This window comes from Nonomuraea sp. NPDC050663, assembly GCF_044456985.1.
GTDB lineage: Bacteria > Actinomycetota > Actinomycetes > Streptosporangiales > Streptosporangiaceae > Nonomuraea.
On the sequence record NZ_JBITGL010000012.1, the window covers coordinates 1 to 25,556 of the forward strand.

The following is a 25,556-nucleotide window of genomic DNA, read 5'->3' on the forward strand; positions in this document are numbered from 1 at the left end:
ACTGTTGAGTTCTCAAGAAACGGACGCGAACACCGTCTGCACTAGCCCGGGGCGCTTCGTTCCGTTATGTCTTAATTCTCTCAGGCGCTTCAGTCTCTGTCAAATTGACTCGGACCGATTCACCTGCGGGAATTTCGACCGCCCCGTTTCCGGGACAACCCCTCTAACTTACCAGACGATCCGGACAGATGCGAATCAACCGGACAGACCTTCAGGAAGTGGGATTCGCGCAGAGCTCGTCTGCGCTCTGCAACTGTACCAGCCCTCACGGGCCACACGGGCAACCTTGAGATCTTTCCCGCGCGGAAACCTCTTCAAACCTCCCGCTGCGGCAAGTGGACAGCAAGTCATCCGCAATCGCCCCACGATACGAACTACACACGAGCAGACTGCACCCTCGGAGGTGTCCGCAATGACCCGCTCGGAGTTCGATGACATCCGCGCCTACGTCGCCGACGAGACGACGCAGGCCCGCGACCTGGCGAGCATCGCCCGCAACCTGATCGACGACCTGGAGCGGGCGCACATGCGCGAGGCCGCGCTGCGCACCTACTACCTGCGCCTGCTCACCGCGGCCAGGGCCACCGTCGCCGCGGAGACCGTGGGTGCGCCCGACCCGCTCGCGTTCGTCAAGCACGAGCTGGACGAGCGGGGCCAACTGCCGGAGGACGGCGAAGCCGTACAGCGCATCCTGTCGGACGCCCGGGCCGCGGCAGCGTTGCTGGCCTGCCTGGAGCAGACGCCGCAGACCAGGCCGCGGGGCCCGCGCCTGCGCAAGTGCGTCGGCACCGGCCGCAGCCTGCCCCGCTGAGAACCGCCGGCCGCCGGCTCAACCGACGGCCTGCGGGACCAGGCCACCGCTCGGGCCGTCTCTCCAGCACCCATCCCCCGCCACCACCAGCGCACCCCGCAACCTGTTGCCCCGATAAAACCGTCGCAACACCCTGCCTTGGCGCTCCGCCTGCAACGATGCGCTTATGTGGCATCGGGGGTTGAACTGGGCAGCCATCGTTCTCGTCGGTGGCTTCGCGCTCACGTGGCTGGGCGTGGTGGTCTTCGCGGCCGACGCCTCCGCCCTCTGGGTCCGGTTCGCCCAGGCGGCATTCGGCGTGTTCCTCGTCGGCTGGGCCATCCAGAAGACGGTGGTCATGATCCATGACTGACCAGCCGTACAACGTCAACCAGGACCTCGGGGACGACGAGCAGATCTCCGAAGAGGCCCTGTACCTGGACAGGCTGCCCCAGCGCCACAAGATCGAGGAGATCGACGACGAGGCCAGTCGCGGCATCTTCCACTGGGTCAACGAGGAAGACAAGCGCGATTCCGACACCTACAACGACCCGCTCGAAGAGCCGGAAACGCTCAGCGAGATCCTCGATCACGACCGCGCCGAGAGCGACGACTAGTCACGCCGACGGCTGGTACGGCGGCGCCACACCCCACCCCCACCTCGGCACCGGAGCCCGCGTGGGCGGAGTCGCCCCGGGCTGCGAGTTCGCCAGCGCCAGCCGCGTCCCCCACTCGATGTAGCTCGCGAAAGCCGCCCGGAACTCCGGATCGTCCGGCAGCCCGACCTCGTCGGCCGCGTCCATGAGCAGGCTCACCCACCGCCGCCGCTGGGCCTCCGTGATGCCCTTCCCGAGGTGCTGCGCGAGCATGTGCGGATATCCGCCCCGCTCGCTCGTGTACCGGTCAGGCCCGCCGAAGACCTCACTGAGCCACATCGCCACGTACTTCGGATGCCCGGGGTCCATATGCGCGAACAACGGACCCACCACGTCGTCCTTGCGCACATGCCCATAGAACACCTCGGTCAGCCGCGAGAACGCCTCCTCACCCCCTGCCCACTCGAAGAGCGTGGGTTCGGTCTTGTGCAGGATCCGCTCGTAGTGCCGCATCTCCTCGATGTCCGTCACATAAGGCTGGATCTCGGCAAAGAACTCCCGGAAGTGCTCACTCTTCCGGAACCCCTCCATATGCCCCTGCGCGGAGGTCCACACGATGCGCAGGATGTAGTGGTCGGGCTCGTCCACACACTTGCTCAGCTCGTAGTCGAGGCACTGCGGCGCCTTGCCGAGCGGCACCGCCGCTCTGCCGTACGCGGCCTCGAACTCCGCCGCCCGCCCGGCCGGCACCGTGTACCGGATGTATTCCACGATCATGTAATCATGTAATCACGCCGCCCTGGCACCCACAAGGTTAGAGTGCGGTCGTGGAGCTGATCGCCGCCGGCCGCACCGCCGACGTCTTCGCCCTCGACGCCCACCGCGTGCTGCGCCGCTACCGCTCCAACAGCACCGCCCTGGCCGAGGCGAAGATCATGGAGCACGTCCGCGCCCACGGCTTCCCCGTGCCCGCCGTCCACGACGCCACCGAGACCGACCTCGTCCTCGAACGCCTGCAGGGCCCGACCATGCTGCAGGCCTTCTCCCGCCGCCCGTGGCGGGTGCTGCGGTACGGCAGGCGGCTGGGCGAACTGCACGACCGCCTCCACCGGGTCCCGGCGCCCGACTGGCTGCCCGGCGACGGCAACCAGGTGCTCCACCTCGACTTCCACCCGGACAACGTGATCATGACGCCCGACGGCCCCAGCGTGATCGACTGGTGCAACGCCCGCTCGGGCGAGCCGGCCCTCGATGTGGCGACCACCCTCATCCTCCTGACCACCGGCGAGGCACCCCAGGGGGTCGAGCGCCTCGCCAGAAAGGTGATCAGCGACGCCTTCCTCCGCGGCAGCCGTACCGACCCGGAACCCGGGCTGCGAGCGGCGACGCGAGCCCGCCTCGACGACCCCAACACCACGCCCGCGGAGCGTGTCCTCCTGCTGGGCATACTGGAACGATGCTGAGTCTGTTCGATCGCCAGATGCGGCGAGATGCGCGGCCCGACGCCCCGGACGCGAAGGTGGAGCACGTCGACGGCGTCGTACGCCAGGTCTCCGCGGGAGGATGGAACGGCATCCTCTGGTCTGGTCTCTCCCATGACACCGCGGACGCCGCCATAGCCGCGCAGGTCGCCTTCTACGGTGACCTGGGCTACGAATTCGAGTGGAAGCACTACGCCCACGACCAGCCCGCGGACCTGCCCGAGCGGCTTCTGGCCGCCGGCTTCACGGCCGACGAGCCCGAGACCCTGATGCTCGCCCGCATCGACGACCTGGCGCTCGACGGCCCGGTGCCCGACGGCATCGAGCTGCGCCGCGTGACCTCGCCCGCCGACGTCGACCTCATGATGCGGGTGCACACCGCGGCCTTCGGCACCAGCGCCGAGCACATCCGCACCCGCCTGCTCGCCCAGCTCGACTCGGTCGTCGCCGTCGTGGCCATGGCCGGCGACGAACCCGTCAGCGCGGCACGTCTCGAACTCCACGAAGGCACCGATTTCGCCAGCCTGTGGAGCGGCGGCACGCTGCCCGAATGGCGCGGACGCGGACTCTATCGCTCTCTGGTCGCCCACCGCGCGGGCATCGCGACCGAACGCGGCTTCCGCTACCTGCAGGTGGACGCCTCCGACCAGAGCCGCCCGATCCTCGAAAGGCTCGGCTTCACCCCCGTGACCACCACGACCCCCTATACGAGGTAGGCGTGGATTCGCCCGGATACGGATCCCGGCACCCGGAGCTGATCACCCTCCTCGACACCCTCACCCCCGTGGCCGTCACGCGCATCTCGTGGATCGGCCTGACCGACCTCGACGTCGCCGCCTACCGCGACTGGCCGGCGTGCCCCGACTTCCTCGTGACGTCCGTCCGGTGCATCGTGCGGGTCGACGACCGCGTCGTCGTCTGTCACACCCCGGACGGCCCCCACATCGTGCCCGGCGGCCGACGCGAGCCGGGCGAAAGCCACACCGCGACCGCCGTACGCGAAGTGCGCGAGGAAACCGGCTGGCTGCTCGACGAACGCGACCTCACCTTCGCCGGCTTCTTCCACTACCGGATGCTCGACCCCCTGCCGAAGGATCATCCCTTCCCGCACCCGGACATCCTCCAGCTGGTCTACACCGCCAGAGCGACCCGGCACTCCGCCGACTGGAGCTCCTGGAGCGACAGCGAGGGCTGGGAACAACACCACGACCTGGTGCCCACCGCCGACCTGCCCACCCTGCCCGTCCCCACCTACCAGCTCAGCCTGCTCCCCACGTGACCACCCGTCAGGCGGAAAGCAGAACCCCCAAGAACAACGCCGCCAGCGCGGTGAGCCCGCTCAACGCCCCCAGCACCGCCATCGCCTTCTTGCTCTTCGCCCGCGTGTGCAAGAACGCCGTAACCCCGGAAAGCACCACAACGCCCAGCTTCACGTGCAGAGTCGCCTTGAAGGCAGGATCGTCGTTGTCGTCGGCCAGCATGTTCCACACGCCCGTCGCGACCAGCACGGCGAACGCCGGCCAGGCGGCCCGGTTGAACGCGTTGGCGGCCACCTTCGTCACCCCGTCCGCGGTACGGCGGAGCGCGGGAACCAGAAACGCGAGCGTGAACTGCCCACCCACCCAGATGGTGGCGGCCAGCACGTGCAGGAAGACACGGACGGTGTCGAGCGATACGGAGAGCACCAGAACAACCTAGTGGCCAGGCCCCTCGCCCCCCGCACCGCAACCACCTGTCGCAGAACCATCCACCGCCCATCAGGATGGTGGAACAGGACCCCCGGTGCCAGCCAGAAAGGCAGCCCCATGTCGACCGCGCAGTTGTACGACACCATCGGAGCCACCTACACCGTCACCCGCCGCACAGAACCCCGCATAGCCGCCCAGATCTGGGCCGCCCTCGGCGACGCCCGCACCATCCTCAACGTCGGCGCAGGCACCGGCTCCTACGAACCCTCCGACCGCTACGTCCTCGCCGTCGAACCGTCGGCCCTCATGCGCTCCCAACGCCCCCCGAACGCGGCCCCCTGCCTGGCAGGATCCGCCGACCACCTGCCCTTCGACGACCAGACCTTCGACGCCGCCATGGCCATCGCCTCCATCCACCACTGGCCGGACCCGATCGCCGGCCTACGCGAGATGAAACGCGTCGCCCGCCGCGTCGTGATCTTCACCCACGACACCAGCGAGGAAGGATGGCTCGACCGCTTCTGGCTCATCCGCGACTACCTGCCCGAGATCTCGAACCTCCTGACCGGCCGCCCCACCGCCACCGAACTCGCCGACACGATCGGAGGCCGCCTGGAACCGGTCCCCATCCCTTGGAACTGCGCCGACGGCTTCTTCGAGGCCCACTGGCGCCGCCCCGAGGCCTACCTTGACGAGAGCGTCCGCCGCGGGGTGTCGGTGTGGTCCCGGGTCGGGGCGGAGGTGGAACAGCGTGTCGTGCGCAACCTTCGCGACGACCTCACCTCCGGCCGCTGGTCCGACCGCAACCGGGACCTGGCCGACCTGGAGGCAGCAGAGCTCGGCCTGCGCCTGCTGATCGCCTGACCGCGGGTTGGACCGTGATGGATCGGATGGCGCTCGCCCTCCTGCTGCAGGACGGCGGAGACGCGGCATCGGCCTGCCGCAGCGTCCTGCTGGCGGGCGGCACCTTCCAGGTCTACGAGGGGGCCGTCTCCGTCGGCAGCTTGTTCTCGACCTATCGGCGTCGGGAACGGCTGACGCGGACAAAGGGAGTCGATTCCCTGGGCTTCGCCTCCGCAGTGGCCCTGCTCGAAGCCTGCGAGTTCGAGCAGGTTCTTGTCGGCTACGTGCAGGGCGGCGAGCCCCCGTATCACTTTCAAGTCTTCCTGGCCCCAGATGCCACAAGGCTGGTCGCCTGCCTCGGCGTCCCTTTGGCTCGTCGCCGCACCGAGTAGCCGCCTGCTGTCACCCGCATGGAGGGATATGTCGCTCCTCGCCCGTGACCGCAACCGGGGGCGCGTGAGACGCCCGTGGCAAGACTTGAAGGGAACCTGATGGAGGCTCAGCTTTCTGATGAGGCCCGCCGGCGATTCCGCGAGGCTGCGGAAGCGCTGGCCGCTGTGGTGATGCAACATGCCGAAACCCTGTGCGCGATGGAGGGCGGACAACGTGAGGTACCCGAGATCTTCTCGCTGAACGACCGCCTCTCGCAGGCTGCGGGGCGCTTCAAAGAAGCCCAGTTCGACCTCACCGGAACCTACCCATCCTTCGACGTCACCCAAGACGAAGATGACTGGGAAGAGGATCACTCGGACTCTCCGCCCGCAGAACGCATTGCGATCCTCATGCGCCATGACTTCGTGATCACAGATCAGGAAGCGCTTCTCAAGGCCGGCAGAGCCGCCTACCTGCAGACGTGGCCGGACGACATCGACGATGACGCGCTCTTTGACGTCCAGACGGCAGATCGGGCCGTCTACCAGTTGCTCCATGCCTCCGGTCAGGACCAGATCCTTCGCGACGTTCCTGGACTCAGCCCAACCGGTGGCGTCCAGGCCACGCGGGACGTGAACGAGCCCCTCGATTTCGCCCACCCGTTCGCCGTCTATTACGACGAGAGTGACGAGGTCCGCTGCCCTCTCGGCCAGGCACCTCCTCGGGAAGCGCCGGAGAGGCCGAGGAGAACCTCACCGACACGAAGCAACGGGTGAGCCTCCGCGTATCGTCGCGATCTGCGGGTCAACCCGTTTCATGATCGAGATGACGGAGGCCAAGTTGCGGGAGTGCAGAGCCGGCAGCCTAAACCCGGTCGCTGAACAAACCCGTGCGGCCCGACCGCGACGCCCAACCACCCACCCCTCCACAGCTCCGGCGCACTGGAAGAAGATGCACTGGCCGTGGTCGGACAGGACATCGGCCCAGTCGGACGACGCGTCGGCCTACCCGGCGTCGGATCTCGCCAACAGGCGGCCAGGGGCCCCGGTGTCGCGGCAGTCGATTGCCATGCGGTGAAGCGTGCGACTGGGGCGATAACGGACGACGGACGACCGGAATACAGCTTCATCAGGAAGCTTGTGCCGCGAGAGCCTGGATTGCGATATTCGACCGGTGTCCGATCTTGTGCAGGAGACCCTCGCCGACCATCCGGAAGCACCGACCCGACGTCGCCGACTAACCGCGGTGCTGGCCGTGGTGGCGGTGCTGCTCGCCGGCGGCGGATTCGGCGCCTGGAAGCTGTACAGCGCCGACCCCGGTCTTACCTCCCCGCCGCAGCGGCCGTGGCCCACGGGTGGCACGCTGCGCGTCTTCGTCTGCGCGGGGAAGGCGGAAGGCAGATTCTGCGACGGCAAGGTCGCCACTCAGGAACAGAAGCAGGCGGTGGCCCAGCGCCTCAGAGCCCTGCCCGGAGCCACCGCCATCCGGTTCGAGGACCAGGCGACGTTGTGGGCGAACATCTGGAAGCCCATCATCGATGCTCCCGGGATGCCGCCCGTCCAGATGACGGAGAAGGACGTCTTCGAGGCGTTCTCCGTCAAGGTGGCCGAACTGTCGGCGGACACCGCCGCGACCTTCGAGAACGTCCCCGGCGTCGCCGGGGTGTCGTGGCGGCGTACCGGATTCTGGGTGGGGGTGACGGACCTGCGCGTCAGGTTGTGCGGCTACCGAACGGCCGCGAGGGAGGGCTCGCCGTGCGAGCACCGGAGCCTGGCGAGCGAGGAGGAGATCCACGCCATCTACGAACGGCTGCGCGCCGTGCCCGGGATCACGGCGATCTACCGGGAGAACGCCTCTCACGCGCGACAGGACCTCGACAACCAGTCGCCTCCAACTTCCTCGACATCCGGCGACGACCCCGGACAGCAGCCGGGGAGTTCGCTGCACGTGAAGCTGGACGACCCCGCGATGGCGGACGAGGTCAAGCGCGCAGTGGCGGGGATGGCCGGTGTGGACGAGGTGGCGGCCGACGTCGACCCGTTCTAGCGCGGCCCGCTGGAAACAGAAAGCTCCGCCAAGCACGCATCCGGGGCGATTGCCAAGCAGGGAGCATCCGCTGAGATGTGCGAGCCGAGAAAGCGCCTCGAGACAGCAGGCGGGCTACACGCAAATAGAAAATGCCCTCCGAGAGGATCTCTCGGAGGGCATTTTCACTGGTATCGGGGGCAGGATTTGAACTTGCGGACCTCTGGGTTATGAGGCGAACCACGATCGTCTCCGCCGTCTCGGGTCGTCGCGAGCATCGCCCGGACCTCGGATCGCGGGTGTACGGCAGAGCCGTCAGATCACGTCTCGTCCACCCGGTTCCGGGTCGTCTCACTGCGTCCCATTTTACAAATCCGTTTACGAAAGCGTCGCCTGACCTGGTCCTACGCGTCAGCAGAACCGAAGACGGGAAACCGCTCTTCAACCTCAGTGAGGGCGGCAACGATCGCCGGGATGTCGCTCTGGTCCAATCCCTCGATCTCAAAGCTGAGGGTGTTCCACATCGACGGGTCGTCCGCCACAGTCGCCTTGATCGTCAGGGAACCATTGCCGTGGCACTCAACGACCAGCTCTATCCAGTTCTCCAGCGAAGACAGCACGGCACGTCCCTCGACGGCTGCGTACACGCGCTCCAACTGCTTGTGGAAGGACTGAAGCTCGTCACTTCGCAAGCCTGCGCCGATCTTGGCCGTGAAGCCGCCCACCCTTACGAAGATGGGCGAGATGAGCCAGTTCCCGTCCCAGTAGTCCACATGGCTCGGGTGCATCCGGCCGTCCACACGAATGGCGATGTGATCAGACTGCTTACTCCGGCCAATGAGGATCTCCGCGGGCTCCATACGCTCATCCTCCCTGATACAGGCTGCTTCCCGAGCTCGGCCATGCGGGCCACCCGCAGACCCCGCCCTGCCGGATCATCCCGGGGCCCGAGGCCCCGCCGGAGGCGTTGAATTCAGCCTTCCGCTAGGCACGGGCATGTGCCGTCGAGGTGCTTGTAGTCGTAGTACCTCGGGTGCCCGCAGTAGCAAATGCTGCGCCACATGTTCACCGGGTCGCTGGACTGGTCGGGGCCGGTGCCGCATGCCGGGCAGTCGGACGGCTCGTCATCATCGTTCCGAGGAGGCGGGCTGTCCATGACGGCACTGTACGTCGCGGCGGCGTGCCGGTGGTCGGCGAGTTCGCTGGGTACGGCGGGGCCGCGTCTACGGCGATGCCCCGCGCGGCGCCCGGCGCCCAGGGCGCAGCGCGGCACGGGGACGCTGGCGCGGGGCGTACGGCGGCGCGGCGCGCCGCCGCTTGATCCTCATGAGAACAATTCGGCAGGATTCTCGTCCGTGCACGATGAATCGGTCATGTGCTGATGCTCTGGGCGCTCCATGTGCTGTATCGGTTGAAGATCTCAGAGATGCCGTTCGCGCCGAAGCGGGCTTGCATAAATTCGTCGAGTAGGTCGAAGAGCACGCCACTTGCCACCCGATCCGCGTCCTGGGACAAGGGAAGCTCATAGCCATCAGGGAACGCAATCTGGAGGGTGAGGGCACCCCATACGAGCGAGGAGTCTCGCCCAAGGCGCATGATCAGCCACTCGCGGAAGCCCGCCAAGAGCCCCCACTCGTTTCCGGCATCGCAGCCGGTCAGGAAGATCTCATAGTGCTTGAATGAGCCGTCGAGGCCGTACATCCCTGGACGCGTTTGAACCAGGCGGAACAACCGTCGGTAGTCCACCGGCACCTCACCTGACTCGGGAATCGACGGCGGCGAGTGCGAGCTGCCACGGATAGATGTCCAAACGCTCCTCACTCGTGCTAGGCGGGTGTGGTTCAAACTCTCCAGGGCCGAAGAGCACTCGGACTCCGTCTCGCTGAAGGCTGCCCATGCTCTCGCGGAACGGCTCACGGTTCGCCAAGGCACAGTTGACGAACGGGAGCACAACCACAGGGATCTCCAAGCCGGGCGCCTCGGAGAGCACTCCAAGTGCGTAAGTGTCGGCCACACCGTGGGCGAACTTGTTGATCGTATTGAAGGTCGCGGGAGCAACGATGATGGCATCGGCTCGGGGCGATTTTGGTTCGTCAGGCTTGCGGTACTGGCTCCGCGCCGGTCGGCTCGTCTGCTCCTCCAAAGCAGGAACGTCGATGAAGGCGAGCGCCGATGGTGTGGCAACGATCTGGACGGTCCAACCCTCGGCCCGGACCAACTCGACCAAGCGGCCCACCTCACGTGCGGGGCCGGCGGCGCAGACGTTCACACAGAGGACCTTGCTCAAGCCGTGACTCCCAAAGACTCCGCGAACTCACGCGCCTCCCGGCGGGCAGTGATGGGCGCGCCGTCCAGTAGATCACGGACGAGGCGGAGTGACGCTGGGCGGGGCCGATCTCCTCGGGTGCAATGTCTCCAGCGGCCCGCATGACGTAAAGGGCGCGGTGGTGCTGCTTGCCCCAGATGAGGAACGCGCGAGCGGTGTCCAGCAAGAGCGTGGCCTTGCGCTCGCTGATCGGCAGGGCGTCGATGTCGGCCTGGTCGTCATCGAGATCATGCGCGTCGTGGTGGACGGCAAGGTCGTGGAGTCGGACGGCAAAGACCGAGAATGCTCAGCGCATCAGGGCCCTCGACCCGTTCACTCACACCCCGGTACGATCACCGGACGGTTCAAGGGCCTTGCCGCCAAGGCGCGTCTCCCGGAGATCGACCTCCGCGACGTACGGCACAGCTACGCCACGGCGGGCCGAGACGCAAAGATCGACTGGAAGGCCCTCAGCCAGCGGATCGGACACGCTGACGTGGCCTTCACGATGAAGCAGTACGTCCAAGCCGACCTCGACACCGACCGCCAGGTCGCCAACGCCTTGGCCGAGCTGATCATCGGCGGGAATCTCGCTTCGGTAGAGAAAAGTGCGTGAATCACAACGCGGGTTCCTCCAGGGCTCTCGCGGCCGCTGTTGCTGTTACGAACACCTTCGGCCAGCCAGGATGCCGCAGGTACACCTCGGCCGACACGTCGCCAAGAGCGTCTACCACGGCGATCAAAGCGTCTACCGCCGCCTGGACGGTGTCCGCTTCACGTTCCGACCGAAACAGCTCAGGGACCATCTCGCGGGCCGACCCCACGTCCATGAACGTATCGTCGATCAGCCAGTGGACGGCCGAATCAAGATCTGGCCAGCCTTGCCTGCGCCGCCAGAGTTCGTGCAGCGTGTCGTCGCTCAAGGCGCGCAGAGCCTCCAGGACGTTCCCCCGCCATTCGGGAAAGGTCACGTCGCCCGCCCCGTTCTCCACCTGCATGAGCCGGAGCGTAACCGAAGATCCCGTTTGCACATCCGTTTACAGAGCACACGAAAAGGCCCTTCCGGAGAGATTCCGGAAGGGCCTTTACCTGGTAGCGGGGGCAGGATTTGAACCTGCGACCTCTGGGTTATGAGCCCAGCGAGCTACCGAACTGCTCCACCCCGCGTTGGCGTGTGTCTAAAGACTATCGACAGCGCGGAGCGGGCGCAAATCAAGTGCCCCTACGACCCCCCACTAGGAGAAGCCGAAGGTGAAGCGCTAGGCGAGGGGCTGGCCGAAGGGGTAGCCGAGGCTGTCGGCGTGGCACTGGTGCCCTGCGCCTTGAGCTTCTCGAGGTTCGCCAGCGCCCCCTGCAGCGCCTTCTGCGACTCGCCGAACTTCGTCCAGTTGGGCGGCGACTCCTTGAGAGCGTTCTGCCCGTCGTTGTAGGCCTTGGCGACGGCGTCGATCGCCTGGGTGAGCTGCGTCGTCGCGGGGTTGGCCGGTTGCTGGTTGCCTGGGTTCGTCTGTGGCGGCTGGTTGTTGGCCGGGGCCCCACCGAAGACCTGCTTGAGCGCGTCTTCCAGGGTGTCAGCGGAGCCGATCTTGTTGCCGAACGAGACGAGCACGCGGCGGAGGATCGGGTACGGCTCCTGGCCGGTGCCGGCGGCCGCCTGGATGTAGACGGGTTCGACGTAGACCAGGCCGCCGGCGTACGGCAGCGTCAGCAGGTTGCCGTAGCGGACCGCCGAGGACTGCAGGCCGAGGAGGTTGAGTTCTCCGGCGAAGCGGCTCTGGAAGTTGTTCTGTGCCTGGCCTGGGCCCGGGATGGCGGTGGATGACGGCATCCTGAGCACCCGAAGCTTGCCGTAGTCGGGGCCGGCGGTGGCGTCGACGGCCATGAAGGCGGCGAGGTTGGGGCCCTGGCGCGGGACGAACGTGGTCGTCAGCGAGAAGGTGGGCTTGCCGCCGGGCATCGTGGTGGTCAGGTAGTACGGCGGCTGCTTGATGTCGTTGTTGGCTCCGGCGGAGGGGTCGCGCGGGACCACCCACACGTCCTGGCCGCCGTAGAAGGCGCCCGGGTCCTCGATGTGGTAGCGGGCGAGCTGGTAGCGCTGCACCTTGAAGAGGTCTTCCGGGTAGCGCACGTGGGTGCGCAGGTCGGCCGACATCTCGGAGACGGGCCTGATGATGCCGGGGAAGGCCTTGCCCCACGTCTTGAGGATCGGGTCCTTGTCGTCCCAGCCGTACAGCGTCACCGTGCCGTCGTAGCCGTCGACGACGGCCTTGACGGAGTTGCGCATGTAGTTGATCTTGTCGCGCGGCTGGGCGGCGACGACGCGACGCTCGACGGCCAGGTCCCTGGTCATCGTCTCCAGCGACTCGCTCTGGGCGTACGGGTAGTTGTTGGAGGTCGTGTAGCCGTCGACGATCCACTTGATGCGCCCGTCGACGATCGCCGGGTACGGGTTGGCGTCGAGGGTGAGGAACGGCGCGACCTTGGCGACGCGGTCGCGCGGGTCACGCTCGTAGAGGATCTTCGACTGGTCGTTGACATCGCTGGAGAGCAGGATGTTGACCTCGCCGTACTTGGCGGCGTAGACGAGCCGGTTGAAGAACGAGCCGACCGGCACGCCCACGCCGGTGTAGGTGGTGTTCTTCTGGCCGGTGCCCGCGCTCTCGGGGTAGTCGAGCTCCTGCGGGTTGTTGGGGTTGCCGCCGGCGATGACGTACTCGGTCTCGGCCTGCTCGCCGAAGTAGACGCGCGGCTCCTTGAGCTTCTCGGCCAGCGCGCCGCTGCCGGGCAGGTCCTTGGCGTCGTAGTCGGGCAGGCCGCCCTGGGTGGTCACGTCGCCCGAGGTCACCTTGTTGCCGGGCGCGGCGACGAAGCCGAAGCCGTGGGTGTAGACGAGGTGCCGGTTGATCCAGTTGTCCTGCTCGGAGGGCGGGCCGGTCAGGTCGCGGACCGCGACGACGTGGTCGATCATCTTGCCGCCCGTGTCAGGGTAGCGGTCGACGTCGAGCGCGTCGGGGAAGTCGTAGAAGCCACGGATGCGCTGGGTCTGCTGGAAGGTCTTCGACACGAGCGACGGGTCGAGCAGGCGCACGCCGGAGACCGAGGTGTCGCCCGCCGCGTTGACCTGCGCGGGGTCCTCCTTGGCGTCGTATTCGATGACCTCGGCGTTGTCGATGCCGTACGCCTGTCTGGTGGCGTCGATGTTGCGCTTGATGTAGGTCGATTCCTTGGCCTGCTGGTTGGGCTTGACCTGGAACTGCTCGACGAGGGCGGGGTAGACGCCGCCGATGAGCACCGCGGACAGCACGAGGAGGCCGAAGGAGACGCCGGGGAGCATGCCGCCTGGCCGTACGACACCCGCGAAGAACATGGCCGCGCAGATCAGCGCGATGATCGCGAGGATCGTCTTGGCCGGGAGGACCGCGTTGATGTCGGTGTACGACGCGCCGTGCACGAAGCCCCGGTCGGAGAAGACCAGGTCGTAGCGGTCGACGAAGTAGGCGCCGGCCTTCAGCAGCACGAACACGCCCAGGAGCACCGACAGGTGCACGCGCGCGGCACGGGAGGCGTGCACGCCGGGCGACTGCAGGCGGAAGCCGCCGTACAGGTAGTGGGTGATCGCGGCGAGGATGGCCGACATCACGATGGCGGTGAACAGGAAGTTCAGCAGCATGCGGATGAACGGCAGATCGAACATGAAGAAGGCGATGTCGAGCCCGAACTGGGGATCCTTCTGCCCGAAGTCGGTGCCGTTGACGTACTGCAGCCAGGTCTTCCACTGCCCGGCGAACTGGGAGCCCGCGAAGAGCGCCAGCACCGCCATGCCCACGATGAAGATCAGCTTGCGGTGCGGATCCAGCGCCATGCGGTAGCGGTCGGCGCCGCTGGCGCCGCCGAACATGGCGGGACCGAACATCGGCCGCATGCGGAAGGCCAGCAGCATGTTGCCGCCGACGATGCCGACCATCAGCAGCGCGCCCACGACGAACAACACGATCTGCGTCAGCAACATGCCGGAGAAGACCGTGGTGTAGTCGACGTTGTCGAACCACAGATAGTCGGTGTAAAAGCCGGAGAACAAGAAGAACAGGGCCACGATCGCGACAATGGCGATCGCGACAGGAAGCAGCAGTCGGGGGCGGCGCAAACGCATCGCCCGTCCGCCTCCTGGGGTCCGGAAGCTCAAGGCCAACCCCTCGGTCGTGATTTACAAACGGTCCGTGTCTGGCAACCTACACCGATGTGCCAGCCGTACGGCTAACGCATGGCGTCCGCCAGAAGTTTCATCCAGCAGCGCAACTGGGCACCGGGCCCTTACCGGACGCCAGGGCGTCGAGGGCGGTGACCGCCTCGTGGAGCGTCGTGGCCTTCACCAGGCGCAGGCCGTCGGGGGCGGAGTTGACCGCCTCGGCGCAGTTGTCGGCGGGCGTGAGGAAGACCGTGGCGCCCGCGTCTCGCGCGCCGACCATCTTCTGCGCGATGCCGCCGATCGCCCCGACCCTGCCCTCCGGCGTGATCGTGCCGGTGCCGGCGATCGACTTGCCGCCGGTCAGCTCGCCGGGGGTGAGCTTGTCGAGGATGCCGAGCGAGAACATGAGGCCGGCGCTGGGCCCTCCCACGTCGCCGACGTTGATCGTGACGGTGAAGGGGAAGTTGTACTTCTTCGTCGAGAGTGACACCCCGACCATGGCGTTGCCCTCGGGCCCCGCTGCAGCGACGATCGGGACCTCCTGCTGCTTGCCGTCGCGGGAGATCGTGAAGACCACCGTGTCGCCCGGCTTGTGCGATTTGACCTGCGCGGTCACCGTGTCGACGGTGACGACGTCGACGCCGTCGACCTTGAGCAGCTGGTCGCCCGTCTTGAGCTTGCCCTCGGCCGGCATCTCCTTCTCGGTGCCCGCCACGACGACCTCGGCGGTGAAGGGGATCTTCAGTTCGGTCAGCGCCGCCGCGGTGGCGTTGTCCTGGGAGCCGGTCATCTCGGCGGCGTTCTGCTGCTCGACCTGCTGCGCGGTCTGGTTGGGCGGGAAGATCGTCGTCTCGGGCACGACCGCGACCGTCGGGTCGAGCCAGCCGCGCAGGGCGGTCAGCAGGTCGATGCGGTTGGTCGGCCCGCCCTTGTACTCCACCGTGACCAGGCGCAGGGCGCCGGTGGTGGCGAAGGTCTCGTGGCCGGTGATCGTGATCACGGGCTTCTTCTCGACCTCGCCGAGGGTGTTCTCTGTCGGCCCCGGGCTCAGCACGACGTACGGCACCGGCAGGAACGCTCCGACGACACCGAGCGCGAGCACGAGGAAGCTCGCCACCAGAAGGGTCAACGCACGTCGCGACATGGGGATGAGCTTATTCGCAGGCGCCGACCCATTCATTCGACCCGTCGGCGAACTGCTGATGTTTCCAGATCGGGACCTCCGCCTTGAGATCGTCGATGAGCCGGCGCGACGCCTCGAAGGCCTCCCCCCGGTGCGGGCAGGCCACGGCCACGATCACCGCGATGTCGCCCAGCTCCAGGTCGCCGACCCGGTGCACGGCCGCCAGCGCGGTCACGGGGAAGTCGGCGGCGACCTTCTCGGCGACCCTGCGCAGCTCGTCGACCGCCGACGGGTGGGCGGAGTAGGACAGGCGCGTCACGGGCTTGCCGTGGTCCTGCTCGCGCACGGTGCCGACGAACAGCGTCGTGCCGCCCGCGGCATGCGAGCCGACCGCGGCGAAGATCTCGTCGACCGACAGCGGCGTGTCACGAATGTCGAGCAACCGGATGACGTCCACGAGCAAAGCCTACGGCAGAGCCACGTCACGATCCCGTACGGCAGGCAGCCTGTGGACAACGCCCCGGATCAGATGCGCCTCTTCTTGCGCACCTGACGCACGATCGCCGCGGTGCCGATGACGGCGACGGTCGCGCCCGCCGCGGTGAGGGTCGCCTCCTTGACCGGCAGCCGCCTGCCGACGACGGTGGTGCGGTTCTCGCGCAGCTCCAGGAGTTGTTCCAGGGCGGCCTCGTTGCTCCAGGCCGGCTTCCATCCCGCTTCACGCAGCTTCGCGCAGTCGACGACCCAGGGATAGACCACGTAGTGCAGGTCAGTGGCCGGAGCCGGGGTGATGCCCAGCCGGTGCAGCCGCTGTGCCGTGCCGAAGGTCAGTCCCGCGGGCAGCTCGAAACCGCGGATTCCGGACAGCTCCTCGACCTTCTCCTGCTCCAGCCAGCTGTCGGAGCCGACCGCCACGACGCCCGTGACCAGGCCGCGTGCGGCCATCTCCAGCGCCGACACCAGGTCGTCGACGTGGCAGAACTGCCATCGCGGCGAGCAGCCCTTGACGGTCAGCAGGCGAGGCGCCTCGAAGTGGCGCGTGATCACGGTGTCCATGCCAGGACCGACCACCGCCGCCGGACGCAGGACGGTCAGCTCCAGGCCGGGATGGCTGCGCGCGGCCAGGCGGGCGACCCCCTCGATCTCCAGGTAGTCGCCGACCACTCCCGTGTCGGGCTCGGCCGCCACGGCGGATTCCTCTGGAAGCGGAACCGGGTTGTCGGCCGCCGCGCCGTACACCATGGCACTCGTGACGAGCACCACGCGCCGCACGCGAGCGGCCGCGCTGGCGGTCAGCACCGTCTGGGCGGCCCGCAGGTTGTAGGCACGCCGTTCCGACGGGTCGGAGTCGAGGGCGAAATCACCCGCGAGATGGACCAGGACATCGATGTCGGAGATGCGGTTCGCCAAGAGCGGATCGCGGACGTCGAGCACTCGCCACGTGACGTCCTGGACGTCGCCTCGCTGCTCGTCGATGGCCACGACTCTGCGGAAATCACCGGAGGTCGCGAGCCTGGAGAGCAGTTCGCGGCCCAGGCCCGAGGCGGCGCCGGTGACTGCGACGACGGGTTGGCGCGGTCGTTTCGAGGTAGGCACCAGGTCCTCACTTTGCACTGATCCGCCGTGGGACGACTAACGTGGCGGATGTGGACTCCTCCCTATCCTGCACGAGGTAGAGCGGTGACTGACCTGCCAGGTCGTGAAAACGACCCCAACGAGAACCCGTTCGCCATGTTCGGCAACCCTGAGCAGATGGCTCAGGCGATGCGGCAGTTCGCCGACATGCTGTCGGCCCCGCAGGGCTCCGGCCCCGTCAACTGGGACATGGCCAAGAACATCGCCCGCCACGCCGTCGTGGCCGAAGGCGACCCCAGCGTCATGGAGGGAGAACGCCGACAGATCATCGAAGCGCTCAAGCTGGCCGACCTGTGGTTGAACGAGGTCACCACGCTGCCCAGCGGCGTGACGCAGCCGCAGGCGTGGAGCCGGTCCGAGTGGATCGAGAACACCGTTCCGGTGTGGAAGCAGCTGGCCGAACCGGTCGCGGCCAAGATGGTCGAGACCATGAGCGGCACGCTCGGCGGCTCGGGGCTCCCTCCGGAGGCCCAGCAGATGGCCGGGCCGTTGATGGGCATGCTGAAGCAGATGGGCGGCATGATGGTCGGCCAGCAGATCGGCACGGCCCTCGGCTCGCTGGCCCGTGAGGTGGTCGGCACCACCGACATCGGCCTGCCGCTGTCCGACACCGCCGCGCTGCTGCCCGGCGGCATCGCCGCCTTCAGTAGCGGCCTGGAGATCCCCTCCGACGAGATCAGGCTCTACCTGGCGCTGCGCGAGGCCGCGCATCACCGGCTCTTCCAGCACGTCCCGTGGCTGCGCTCGCACCTGCTCGGAGCCATCGAGGAGTACGCCAAGGGCATCACGATCGACACCTCCGCCCTGGAGGAGCAGATCCGCAGCATCGACATCAACAACCCCGAGGCCATCCAGGAGGCGCTGGGCGGCGGTCAGCTGCTCAAGCCCGAGGAGACCGAGCGCCAGAAGGCCGCCCTGGCCCGCCTGGAGACCACGCTCGCACTGGTCGAGGGCTGGGTCGGCAACGTGGTCGACGCGGCGGCCGGCGGCAAGCTGACGTCCGTCGCGGCGCTGGGCGAGACCGTACGGCGGCGCCGGGCGACCGGCGGTCCCGCGGAGGTGACCTTCGGCACGCTCGTCGGGCTGGAGCTCCGTCCCCGTCGCCTGCGCGAGGCGGCGGCCCTGTGGTCGGCGCTTGAGCAGGCACGTGGCGTAGACGGCCGCGACGACGTCTGGGGTCACCCCGACCTCATGCCGACCGCCGAGGACCTCGACGACCCCGCGGCCTTCGTCAGCGGCGACTCGACCTGGGACATCTCCAAGCTGGACGAGGACAAGTGACGGCGCTTCACGACGACGCCGTCACCGTCCTGACCGCCTGGACGGCTCCGACGCCCGAGGAGGAGGTGCTGCGCAAGGAGTTCCTGGCGCATCTCGAGGCGCACGCCGACGCCATGGACCGCGGCTGCGTGCCAGGGCACCTGACGGCGACCACCGCGGTGCTGTCGCACGACGGGTCCAAGGTGCTGCTGACGCTGCACCCGAAGGCGGGCATGTGGCTGCCCATGGGCGGCCACTGCGAGGCCTCCGACACCTCGCTGGCCGGCGTCGCGCTGCGCGAGGCCACCGAGGAGTCGGGCATCGAGGGGCTCAGGCTGCTGCCGGGACCGCTCGCGCTCGACAGGCACGAGGTGTGGTGTCACCCGCCGTTCTCGTGGCATCTCGACGTGGAGTACGCCGCCGTGGCGCCCCCCGGCGCCGAGGCGGTCATCAGCGACGAGTCGCTCGACCTGCGCTGGTTCCCGGTGGACGACATCCCGGATCCGTCCGACGCGGCCACCCGCAGGCTCGCCCTCCTCGGTCGCGCCCTGGTGGGCTGATGGTCGGCGGTGAGATCGTCGTCCCTCGCCGCAAGCGCCGGATGCCCGCCGCGCTGGCCTGGACGGCGCTCACGCCCTTCATCGCCTGGGCGGTGACCCGGTCGTTCGGCCTGGAGCGCGGCGCCTGGGCCACGCAGGTCATGACCGCCACGCCGTACGCCGCCCTGGGTTCGCTCGTCCCGCTGCTGCTCGCGGCCGGTTCTCGCCGGCGCGGGGTGACGGCCGTGGCCGCGCTGACCACCGTCGCCCTGAGCGCGAGCGTCCTGCCCCGCGCGTTCGGCGCCGCCGACGCGGCCACCGGCCGGCCGCTACGGGTGCTCTCGATCAACCTGCTGTACGGCAGAGCCGACGTCACCCAGGTGATGGAGCTGATCAGGCGCCTGAAGCCCGACGTGTTCAGCGCCCAGGAACTGACCCCTGGAGCGGTCGAGGCGCTCGACGCCGCCGGATTGATCACCCTGATGCCCCACCGGGTGCTCCAGCCCGAGTGGAACGCCGGGGGAAGCGGCCTGTACTCCCGCTTCGGGATGACAGCGCAGTGGGACCTGGTCAACGCCACGGCGGCCCACAAGATGCCCGCAGCCCGCGTTGACGTGCCGGGGACCGGCAAACCGGTCGAGATCATCGCGGTGCACCCCTACGCGCCGATGGGCCACCACGTGACCGACTGGGAGCAGGCGCTCGACGCCCTGCCCGCCGCCACGCCCGAGGTGATCAGGGTGCTCGCGGGCGACTTCAACGCCAGCCTCGACCACGCCGCGCTGCGCAGGGTGCTGACGCGCGGCTACAAGGACGCGGCCGACTCGGCCGGGGCCGGGCTGATCCCCACCTGGCCCGCCGGACGGCGGATCCCGCCGATCATCACCATCGACCACGTGCTCGTCGACTCGGGCGTGGGAGTGCGCTCGGTGTCGGTGCACACCCTGCGGGGCACCGATCACCGGGCGATCTTCACTGAACTAGCGCTCTGAGGTTGTCCCAGCCTTCGAGGCCGGGGTCGAGGAGCCTCAGGTCCTCTGGCTTGCGCAAGCGGTGCCAGCCCGGTCCCGTCGCGATCATCCGGCGGCCGGGAGCCTGCTCCCGCATGGCCTGGACCGGGTTGTCGGCGTCGAGATCGGGGTGCACCCAGTCGGGCAGGGGCAAGGCCGCGGCGATCGCGACCGCTCCGCCGTACAGACTGGGGCAGACCGCCAGCGGCGCGCGCCCGAGCTCGCGGAAGAGCTTGCCGATCAGCAGCGGCGGCAGATCGGGGGCGTCGGCGCTGACGATCGCGGCCTGCTCGGCGCCGAGTTTGCCGAAGATCTCTCTCAGCGGCGTGTCATCCGCGATCGTGATCACTTCGGTGCCGGGCCAGACGATCTCCTCGAGCTCCGGGATGCTCGTGACCAGGACCGGGGTGACATGCTGCAGGCCCGCGACGACCTCGTAGGTGTCCTCCGCCATCGCGGTGAGGATCTCGCGGTCGAACGAGTCGTTCTGTTTCGCCAGGACGGCGACGATACGGGTCAACACTCCTCCGGCTGGTTCGCCGCCGCGGCGGAGAACCCTTCAAGAAAGCCGCGCGCCCGCTCCGCCTTGGGGTACTGTTCGACCAGCTTCCAGAACCTGGGGCCGTGGCTGGGCACCAGCAGGTGCACCAGTTCATGGATGATGACGTAGTTGATGACCCATTCGGGCAGGCCCCGGATCCGGGTCGAGATCCTGATCGTGCCGTTCTCCGGAGTGCAGGAACCCCACCTGTGCTGCTGGTTGTCGACCCAGCGCACACTCACCGGCTGAGCCATGCCGTTGAGATACTTCAACGACAGCTCGTTGGCCCGCTCCAGCAGACCATCGTCGGTGGGACGTCGGCGTTTCTCCTTCGCCGCCAGCCGCTCGAGCATCCGGCTCACCCATTCATCCGCGTCTTCGCCGCTAAGCCAGGCGGGCAGAAGCACGATCGTCTTGTCGCCGTCACGATAAGCGGAAACCGTACGCCGGCGACGAGAACTTCGTCGGACCTCGACTGTCTCGGGGGGCACATATGCACGGTAGCCGACACGCGCAAATTTCCACAGGGGGTGGATCCCGTTTTCCCTGGTCAACAGATTAAGTCCCGGTGAATTTGGGCCGCCGCCTTTCCCGATTGGCCGCCAGCCCTTCCAGCATGTCGGCAGAAGCCATGGTCACGGGCTGTGCGAGCGACTCCCATCGCAGCGCGGCCTCCAGATCCGGATGCTCCTGGTTCAGCGCGACTTTCGTGAGCTTGGTGGCGACGGGGGCGTTTCCCGCGATCATTGTGGCGATCGTGGCGACCTCGGAAATCAGATCTTGATTGGCGAATGACTGATTGATCAGACCTCGTGAAGCCGCCTCGTCTCCTCTGATGGTGCGACCGGTCAGGAGCAGTTCCCGCGCCAGGCGCGCTCCGGCCGCCCTGGGCAGCAGATACGTGGCCGCCATACCGGGGTGAAGGCCCAGGCTGGTGAAGGGGACGAGCAGTTTGGCGTCGTCGGCGGCGTAGACCAGGTCGCAGGCCAGCGCCAGGCAGAATCCCGCGCCCACGGCGGGGCCGTTGATCGCGGCGATCGTCGGGATCTCCAGCTTCGTGATCGACAACCAGGCCCGGTAGAAGGCGAGCATGCGGTCGCGCAGGTCGGGGACGGTTTCCGTGCCGCGCTCCGCCAGCCACGACATGTCGCCACCCGAGCAGAAGGCGCTGCCCGCGCCCGTCACCACCACGACCCTGGCCAGGCGATCCTTCGCCAGCTCCGCCATGGTGCGCTGCCACTGCTCGGTCATGCCCTCCGTCATGGAGTTTCTGCGGTCGGGGCGGTTGAGGGTGAGGGTGACAACGCCGTTGTCGTCCCTTTCGACCAGAAGCTCGCTCATGGTCGAGATCGTAGACCGCCCGGAGGTTATCCACAGGGCGGCACAACCAGCCCAGCTCGGTTGATCCGCTGTGGCAACCTCTGCGGGCATGAGGCCACGAATCAAGCCAGGGCTCCGCGTCGTCGAACGCGACGAGCACACCGTGCAGGTCGGGCTGCATCCGGGGCGGCGGGTGCTGATCGGCGACGGCGACGGCGCCACCGTGCCCGTCGGGCGGTTCACCGAGCGGGTGCGGCGGTGGTTGCTGGGGCTCGACGGCACCCGCGACCTGGAGGGCGTGCTCCGGGCGGCGGCCGGGGCGCGGCTCGATGCCGGGCAGGCCCGGGAACTGGTGGGGCGGTTGTTCGAGTGCGGGGTGCTCGACGACGTGCCGGGGGTGGTGGGGGCCGACCTGTCCTTGGCCGAACGGGACCGGCTGCGGCCGGAGCTGGACGCGGTCGCGCTCGGCGCCGGTGACGGCGGGCACGCCGCCTTCGAGCGGCGCCGTGGCGCGCACGTGCGGGTGCACGGGGCCGGGCGGGTGGGGGCGCAGGTGGTGGCGCTGCTGGCTGCCGCGGGGGTGGGGCGGATCTCGGTGACCGACCCCGGGCCCGCGAGGCCGGAGGACATCACGCCCGGTGGGCTGGGGTGGCAGGAGGTGGGCGGCCGGCGAGACGCGGGGGCGGTCGCCGTGGCACTGCGAGTGGCGGGTGGCGGCGCTTTTGCGCGCGACGGCGCGGGGCAGAGCTCAGGCGCGTCGCAGCCAGGCCAGCGTCCGGGTGAGGTCGCACCTTCTCCAAAATCTCGAGCGCGGTCTCGCGATCTCGGCAAACCCACCCCCATCCACGAGCCCGGCACCCCCGTCCCCCTCCGCGCCCCGTCCGTCACCGCCTGGGTCGCCGGTGGCCAGGTCAGCGACGGCTCCCAGCTCCCCGACCTCGTCGTCCTGGCCCCCGTCACCCCACTCGACGGCCTTCTGATACGCGACCTGCTCGCCTGGCGCGTGCCCCACCTCCTGGCCGAGGCCTACGAAGAACACGGCGGCGTAGGCCCCCTCGTCGTGCCGGGCGTCACCCCTTGCCTGCACTGCCTCGACCTGGCCCGCCGCGACGCCGACCCCGGCTCGCCGATCGTCTCCGCGCGGGTGGGCGGCTCGTCCCCCGGCGAGTTCTCCTGCAGTACGGCTCTCGCGACGCAGGTGGCGGCGGCTGTGGCTGGTCATGCGCTTGCTTTCCTGGAGGGCAGGGAGACCCCTGTGACGAACGCCACTATGGGGATATTGCCTGATTGGCGCATGAAGTGGAGATCGGTAACGTTTCATGAGCAATGTCGTTGCTTCCGAAACAATCCCGGTTCGCTAACAATGGTCGAGTCGACCCTTTGTGGTTGACCCACGGATCCAGCTCGGGCAGACCGGCATCGGCCAGCCCTGCGCGACCGACCGACGGGGGTCGGCCGTAACGTGGCTGACCAGAGATCGGTGCGTCCGAAGCGACCGACCCGATGCCGAGCCGGCCTCCATCGGCCGCGCCGACATCGTGTCAGCCCGACCGGCGTCTCGACTTCGTGGCGGCTTGGGGGGTAGATGTGATGGTGAGGAAGCCGAAAGGCCGGTTCACCGTCAGATCGTCCCGAGCGGCCGATCCGGTGGCGAGCCGGCCCAGCGGCCGGCCCGACGTCGAGCCGGGGCGGTCCGAGCGGCCGGCCCGGCATCAAGTCGGGGCGGTCCGAGCGGCTGGTTCGGCAGCGAGCCGGGGCGGTCTCAACGGCCGGCCCGACATCGAGCCGGGGCGGTCCGAACGGCTGGTCCGGCAGCGAGCCGGGATGGCCCGAGCGGCCGGCCCGACATCGAGTCGGGGCGGTCTCAACGGCTGGTTCGGCAACGAGCCGGGGCGGTCCGGGCGGCCGGCCCGATATCGAGCCGGTCGGTCCAACGGCTGGTCCGGTCCGGTGCCCGCGACTGATCACGGGAAGGGGGGAGCGGGAATCTCCATGAGATCCCGCGCAACACGGTGAGCGATCTTCCGCGCCGCGCTGTCACGCGTTCCGCCAAGCTGGCCACGCTTCCGCTGAGCTTCGCCGGCCGCACGGCCGTGGGCATCGGCAAGCGCATCGGGGGCAAGTCAGCCGAGCTCGTCGCCCAGGAAATCCAGCAGCGCACCGCCGATCAGATCTTCAAGGTCCTCGGTGAGCTCAAGGGCGGCGCGATGAAGCTCGGCCAGGCCCTGTCCATCTTCGAAGCCGCACTCCCCCCGGAGATCGTCGGCCCCTACCGCGCCACGCTCACCAAGCTCCAGGAAGCCGCCCCTCCGCTGCCCGTCTCCACGGTCCACCGGGTCCTGGCCGAGGAACTCGGCGACGACTGGCGGGAGAACTTCCTCGACTTCGACGACCAGCCCGCCGCGGCCGCCTCCATCGGCCAGGTCCACCGCGCCGTCTGGCACGACGGCCGCGCCGTGGCCGTCAAGATCCAGTACCCGGGTGCGGGCAAGGCGCTGCTCGGCGACTTCAAGCAGCTCGCCCGCCTCGGCAAGCTCTTCGGGGTGATGCTGCCCGGCCTCGACATCAAGGCCGTCCTCGACGAACTGCAGGAGCGCATCGCCGAGGAACTCGACTACCTGCGCGAGGCGGAGGCCCAGCACGCTTTCGCGCTGGAGTTCAAGGACGACCCCGACTTCTTCGTGCCCGACGTGATCGCCGCCAACGAGCACGTCCTGGTCACCGAGTGGATGGACGGCACCCCGCTCTCCAAGGTCATCACCGGCGGCACCCAGGAAGAACGCGACCAGGCCGGCCTGCGCTTCGTGCGCTTCCTGTTCTGCTCGCCGGCCCGGGTCGCCATGCTCCACGCCGACCCCCACCCGGGCAACTTCCGCCTCCTGCCCGACGGGCGGCTCGGCATCCTCGACTTCGGAGCCGTCAACCGGCTGCCCGACGGGTACCCCGTGGTGTTCGGGCAGCTCACCCGGATCTTCAACCAGGGCGACATGGACACCGTCGTCGCCGGACTCCGCGCCGAGGGTTTCATCCGCCCCCACATCGAAGTCGACGCCGACGCGTTGAGGGCCTTCCTCGCGCCGTACGTGGAGCCGACGGCGGTGGAGGAGTTCACGTTCAGCAGGGAGTGGCTGCAGGCGCAGGCTGCCACGGTCACCGACCTGCGGCCGACCAACGTGGTCAGGCAGCTGAACCTTCCCGTGTCGTACGTGCTGATCCACCGGGTGCACGCGGCGGGGGTGGGTGTTCTGTGCCAGCTGGGAGCGACGGCCCGGTTCCGCGACGAGGTGATCAGGTGGGTGCCGGGCTTCGCCGACGACGAGGCGGTTCCGCTGGCGTAGGACGAGCTCCGGTCGCTGAGGCCCCCTTCGCCATGCCGCGGGCGGCCTCGGTTGCCGCCGTCCCTTCGCCACGCCAGCGGGTCGCGTCGCTCGCCGCGGCCCGTTCACCATGCCATGCCGTGGGAGGCCTCGGTCGCCGCCGTCCCTTCGCCACGCCAGCGGGTCGCGTCGCTCGCCGCGGCCCGTTCACCATGCCATGCCGTGGGAGGCCTCGGTCGCCGCGCCCCCATCCGGACGCCATGGGAGAGCTCGGTCGCCGTAACCGCCATGCGCACGCCATGAGCTCTCCGTCGCAGCCCGGCCTCACCGCCATGGACCGCGAACTTCGCCGCACTCCTTCACCGCCCCCAGGTAGGCGACGTCGCCGCGCCCCCACCGCCTAAGAACGCGGACGTCGCGGCGTCCCCTACCGCCTAAGAACGCGGACGTCGCGGCGTCTCCCACCGCCAAAGACCACGTGCGTCGCCGCGTCTCCCACCGCCAAAGACCACGAATGTCGCCGCG

Annotated in this window: 29 protein-coding genes and 1 tRNA gene; 16 read left to right on the forward strand and 14 right to left on the reverse strand. The window is 68.4% G+C overall.

What is annotated here, in order from left to right; all coding sequences use genetic code 11:
* The first annotated feature begins 412 nt into the window (after nucleotides 1-412).
* The 3 genes from ACIBH1_RS31750 to ACIBH1_RS31760 all read left to right on the forward strand — a co-directional run bounded on the left by ACIBH1_RS31750 (nucleotide 413) and on the right by ACIBH1_RS31760 (nucleotide 1,407).
* The gene (locus ACIBH1_RS31750) at nucleotides 413-811 is read left to right on the forward strand and encodes a hypothetical protein (RefSeq protein WP_397317652.1); all 399 of its coding nucleotides are present in this window, start codon (nucleotides 413-415) and stop codon (nucleotides 809-811) included.
* Between the two features lie 181 nt (nucleotides 812-992).
* A complete protein-coding gene (locus ACIBH1_RS31755) occupies nucleotides 993-1,163 on the forward strand; it encodes a hypothetical protein (RefSeq protein ID WP_397317653.1) in 171 nt (56 codons plus the stop codon).
* Nucleotides 1,156-1,407, forward strand: coding sequence for a hypothetical protein (locus ACIBH1_RS31760; protein ID WP_397317654.1), 252 nt, complete (start codon nucleotides 1,156-1,158; stop codon nucleotides 1,405-1,407). Before ACIBH1_RS31755 ends, ACIBH1_RS31760 begins: the two co-directional genes overlap by 8 nt.
* Here ACIBH1_RS31760 and ACIBH1_RS31765 read toward each other — a convergent pair whose 3' ends face one another.
* Nucleotides 1,408-2,163, reverse strand: coding sequence for a group II truncated hemoglobin (locus ACIBH1_RS31765; RefSeq protein ID WP_397317655.1), 756 nt, complete (start codon nucleotides 2,161-2,163; stop codon nucleotides 1,408-1,410).
* 50 nt (nucleotides 2,164-2,213) lie between these two features.
* Here ACIBH1_RS31765 and ACIBH1_RS31770 point away from each other — a divergent pair, with 50 nt between their 5' ends.
* The 3 genes from ACIBH1_RS31770 to ACIBH1_RS31780 are packed head-to-tail and all read left to right on the forward strand — an operon-like array spanning nucleotide 2,214 to nucleotide 4,146.
* Entirely contained in the window at nucleotides 2,214-2,849 is a 636-nt protein-coding gene (locus ACIBH1_RS31770) for a phosphotransferase (protein ID WP_397317656.1), read from the forward strand.
* The gene (locus tag ACIBH1_RS31775) at nucleotides 2,843-3,583 is read left to right on the forward strand and encodes a GNAT family N-acetyltransferase (protein ID WP_397317657.1); all 741 of its coding nucleotides are present in this window, start codon (nucleotides 2,843-2,845) and stop codon (nucleotides 3,581-3,583) included. The genes ACIBH1_RS31770 and ACIBH1_RS31775 overlap by 7 nt, the downstream gene beginning before the upstream one ends.
* A 2-nt stretch (nucleotides 3,584-3,585) precedes the next feature.
* Entirely contained in the window at nucleotides 3,586-4,146 is a 561-nt protein-coding gene (locus ACIBH1_RS31780) for an NUDIX hydrolase (RefSeq protein WP_397317658.1), read from the forward strand.
* Nucleotides 4,147-4,153: 7 nt separating this feature from the next.
* Here the strand turns inward: ACIBH1_RS31780 and ACIBH1_RS31785 are convergent, their stop codons facing one another.
* Nucleotides 4,154-4,552: a hypothetical protein gene (locus ACIBH1_RS31785; RefSeq protein ID WP_397317659.1), complete on the reverse strand. Its 399-nt coding sequence runs from the start codon at nucleotides 4,550-4,552 to the stop codon at nucleotides 4,154-4,156.
* Nucleotides 4,553-4,672: 120 nt separating this feature from the next.
* On the opposite strand from ACIBH1_RS31785, the gene ACIBH1_RS31790 reads away from it, so the two are divergent.
* The 4 genes from ACIBH1_RS31790 to ACIBH1_RS31805 all read left to right on the forward strand — a co-directional run bounded on the left by ACIBH1_RS31790 (nucleotide 4,673) and on the right by ACIBH1_RS31805 (nucleotide 7,816).
* Nucleotides 4,673-5,419, forward strand: coding sequence for a class I SAM-dependent methyltransferase (locus ACIBH1_RS31790; protein WP_397317660.1), 747 nt, complete (start codon nucleotides 4,673-4,675; stop codon nucleotides 5,417-5,419).
* A gap of 26 nt (nucleotides 5,420-5,445) precedes the next feature.
* Nucleotides 5,446-5,790 carry a hypothetical protein gene (locus tag ACIBH1_RS31795; RefSeq protein ID WP_397317661.1) on the forward strand — a complete coding sequence of 115 codons (345 nt, stop codon included), beginning with the start codon at nucleotides 5,446-5,448 and terminating at the stop codon, nucleotides 5,788-5,790.
* A 75-nt stretch (nucleotides 5,791-5,865) separates the two neighbouring features.
* Nucleotides 5,866-6,546, forward strand: a complete 681-nt coding sequence (locus ACIBH1_RS31800) for a hypothetical protein (RefSeq protein WP_397317662.1) — start codon at nucleotides 5,866-5,868, stop codon at nucleotides 6,544-6,546.
* 397 nt (nucleotides 6,547-6,943) lie between these two features.
* On the forward strand, nucleotides 6,944-7,816 hold the full coding sequence (locus tag ACIBH1_RS31805; RefSeq protein WP_397317663.1) for a permease-like cell division protein FtsX: 873 nt from the start codon (nucleotides 6,944-6,946) through the stop codon (nucleotides 7,814-7,816).
* Nucleotides 7,817-8,199: 383 nt separating this feature from the next.
* Here ACIBH1_RS31805 and ACIBH1_RS31810 read toward each other — a convergent pair whose 3' ends face one another.
* The 3 genes from ACIBH1_RS31810 to ACIBH1_RS31820 all read right to left on the reverse strand — a co-directional run bounded on the left by ACIBH1_RS31810 (nucleotide 8,200) and on the right by ACIBH1_RS31820 (nucleotide 10,082).
* The gene (locus ACIBH1_RS31810; protein WP_397317664.1) at nucleotides 8,200-8,655 is read right to left on the reverse strand and encodes a hypothetical protein; all 456 of its coding nucleotides are present in this window, start codon (nucleotides 8,653-8,655) and stop codon (nucleotides 8,200-8,202) included.
* A gap of 511 nt (nucleotides 8,656-9,166) precedes the next feature.
* On the reverse strand, nucleotides 9,167-9,541 hold the full coding sequence (locus ACIBH1_RS31815; protein WP_397317665.1) for a hypothetical protein: 375 nt from the start codon (nucleotides 9,539-9,541) through the stop codon (nucleotides 9,167-9,169).
* Between the two features lie 7 nt (nucleotides 9,542-9,548).
* The gene (locus ACIBH1_RS31820) at nucleotides 9,549-10,082 is read right to left on the reverse strand and encodes a flavoprotein (protein WP_397317666.1); all 534 of its coding nucleotides are present in this window, start codon (nucleotides 10,080-10,082) and stop codon (nucleotides 9,549-9,551) included.
* An 88-nt stretch (nucleotides 10,083-10,170) separates the two neighbouring features.
* On the opposite strand from ACIBH1_RS31820, the gene ACIBH1_RS31825 reads away from it, so the two are divergent.
* Nucleotides 10,171-10,716, forward strand: a complete 546-nt coding sequence (locus ACIBH1_RS31825; protein WP_397317667.1) for a hypothetical protein — start codon at nucleotides 10,171-10,173, stop codon at nucleotides 10,714-10,716.
* A 1-nt stretch (nucleotide 10,717) separates the two neighbouring features.
* On the opposite strand, the gene ACIBH1_RS31830 is transcribed toward ACIBH1_RS31825, so the two are convergent.
* From ACIBH1_RS31830 to ACIBH1_RS31855, 6 genes are all read right to left on the reverse strand, one after another.
* Nucleotides 10,718-11,098 (reverse strand): hypothetical protein, encoded by a 381-nt coding sequence (locus ACIBH1_RS31830; protein WP_397317668.1) that lies wholly within the window; start codon nucleotides 11,096-11,098, stop codon nucleotides 10,718-10,720.
* A 92-nt stretch (nucleotides 11,099-11,190) separates the two neighbouring features.
* A tRNA-Met gene (locus ACIBH1_RS31835) sits at nucleotides 11,191-11,267 on the reverse strand.
* A 55-nt stretch (nucleotides 11,268-11,322) separates the two neighbouring features.
* Complete coding sequence (locus ACIBH1_RS31840; RefSeq protein ID WP_397317669.1) at nucleotides 11,323-14,250, reverse strand: UPF0182 family protein; 2,928 nt, start codon at nucleotides 14,248-14,250, stop codon at nucleotides 11,323-11,325.
* Between the two features lie 130 nt (nucleotides 14,251-14,380).
* Complete coding sequence (locus ACIBH1_RS31845) at nucleotides 14,381-15,430, reverse strand: PDZ domain-containing protein (RefSeq protein ID WP_397317670.1); 1,050 nt, start codon at nucleotides 15,428-15,430, stop codon at nucleotides 14,381-14,383.
* Nucleotides 15,431-15,440: 10 nt separating this feature from the next.
* Nucleotides 15,441-15,866 (reverse strand): molybdenum cofactor biosynthesis protein MoaE, encoded by a 426-nt coding sequence (locus ACIBH1_RS31850; RefSeq protein WP_397317671.1) that lies wholly within the window; start codon nucleotides 15,864-15,866, stop codon nucleotides 15,441-15,443.
* 68 nt (nucleotides 15,867-15,934) lie between these two features.
* A complete protein-coding gene (locus ACIBH1_RS31855) occupies nucleotides 15,935-17,008 on the reverse strand; it encodes an NAD-dependent epimerase/dehydratase family protein (protein WP_397317898.1) in 1,074 nt (357 codons plus the stop codon).
* Between the two features lie 81 nt (nucleotides 17,009-17,089).
* Here ACIBH1_RS31855 and ACIBH1_RS31860 point away from each other — a divergent pair, with 81 nt between their 5' ends.
* From ACIBH1_RS31860 to ACIBH1_RS31870, 3 genes are read left to right on the forward strand one after another with little or no spacing between them, the layout of a single operon-like run.
* Nucleotides 17,090-18,325, forward strand: a complete 1,236-nt coding sequence (locus tag ACIBH1_RS31860; RefSeq protein ID WP_397317672.1) for a zinc-dependent metalloprotease — start codon at nucleotides 17,090-17,092, stop codon at nucleotides 18,323-18,325.
* The gene (locus ACIBH1_RS31865; RefSeq protein ID WP_397317673.1) at nucleotides 18,322-18,864 is read left to right on the forward strand and encodes an NUDIX hydrolase; all 543 of its coding nucleotides are present in this window, start codon (nucleotides 18,322-18,324) and stop codon (nucleotides 18,862-18,864) included. The genes ACIBH1_RS31860 and ACIBH1_RS31865 overlap by 4 nt, the downstream gene beginning before the upstream one ends.
* Nucleotides 18,864-19,835 (forward strand): endonuclease/exonuclease/phosphatase family protein, encoded by a 972-nt coding sequence (locus tag ACIBH1_RS31870; RefSeq protein ID WP_397317674.1) that lies wholly within the window; start codon nucleotides 18,864-18,866, stop codon nucleotides 19,833-19,835. Before ACIBH1_RS31865 ends, ACIBH1_RS31870 begins: the two co-directional genes overlap by 1 nt.
* Here the strand turns inward: ACIBH1_RS31870 and ACIBH1_RS31875 are convergent.
* From ACIBH1_RS31875 to ACIBH1_RS31885, 3 genes are all read right to left on the reverse strand, one after another.
* A complete protein-coding gene (locus tag ACIBH1_RS31875; RefSeq protein ID WP_397317675.1) occupies nucleotides 19,816-20,376 on the reverse strand; it encodes a hypothetical protein in 561 nt (186 codons plus the stop codon). The two genes, ACIBH1_RS31870 and ACIBH1_RS31875, sit on opposite strands and share 20 nt — an antisense overlap.
* Nucleotides 20,370-20,885 (reverse strand): M48 family metallopeptidase, encoded by a 516-nt coding sequence (locus ACIBH1_RS31880; RefSeq protein ID WP_397317676.1) that lies wholly within the window; start codon nucleotides 20,883-20,885, stop codon nucleotides 20,370-20,372. Before ACIBH1_RS31880 ends, ACIBH1_RS31875 begins: the two co-directional genes overlap by 7 nt.
* Before the next feature lie 67 nt (nucleotides 20,886-20,952).
* Nucleotides 20,953-21,735: an enoyl-CoA hydratase/isomerase family protein gene (locus ACIBH1_RS31885; RefSeq protein WP_397317677.1), complete on the reverse strand. Its 783-nt coding sequence runs from the start codon at nucleotides 21,733-21,735 to the stop codon at nucleotides 20,953-20,955.
* 88 nt (nucleotides 21,736-21,823) lie between these two features.
* On the opposite strand from ACIBH1_RS31885, the gene ACIBH1_RS31890 reads away from it, so the two are divergent.
* Together ACIBH1_RS31890 and ACIBH1_RS31895 are read left to right on the forward strand one after the other, a co-directional pair.
* Nucleotides 21,824-23,104 carry a thiamine biosynthesis protein ThiF gene (locus tag ACIBH1_RS31890; RefSeq protein ID WP_397317678.1) on the forward strand — a complete coding sequence of 427 codons (1,281 nt, stop codon included), beginning with the start codon at nucleotides 21,824-21,826 and terminating at the stop codon, nucleotides 23,102-23,104.
* Nucleotides 23,105-23,726: 622 nt separating this feature from the next.
* A complete protein-coding gene (locus ACIBH1_RS31895) occupies nucleotides 23,727-25,052 on the forward strand; it encodes an ABC1 kinase family protein (protein WP_397317679.1) in 1,326 nt (441 codons plus the stop codon).
* The last annotated feature ends 504 nt before the right edge of the window (nucleotides 25,053-25,556 follow it).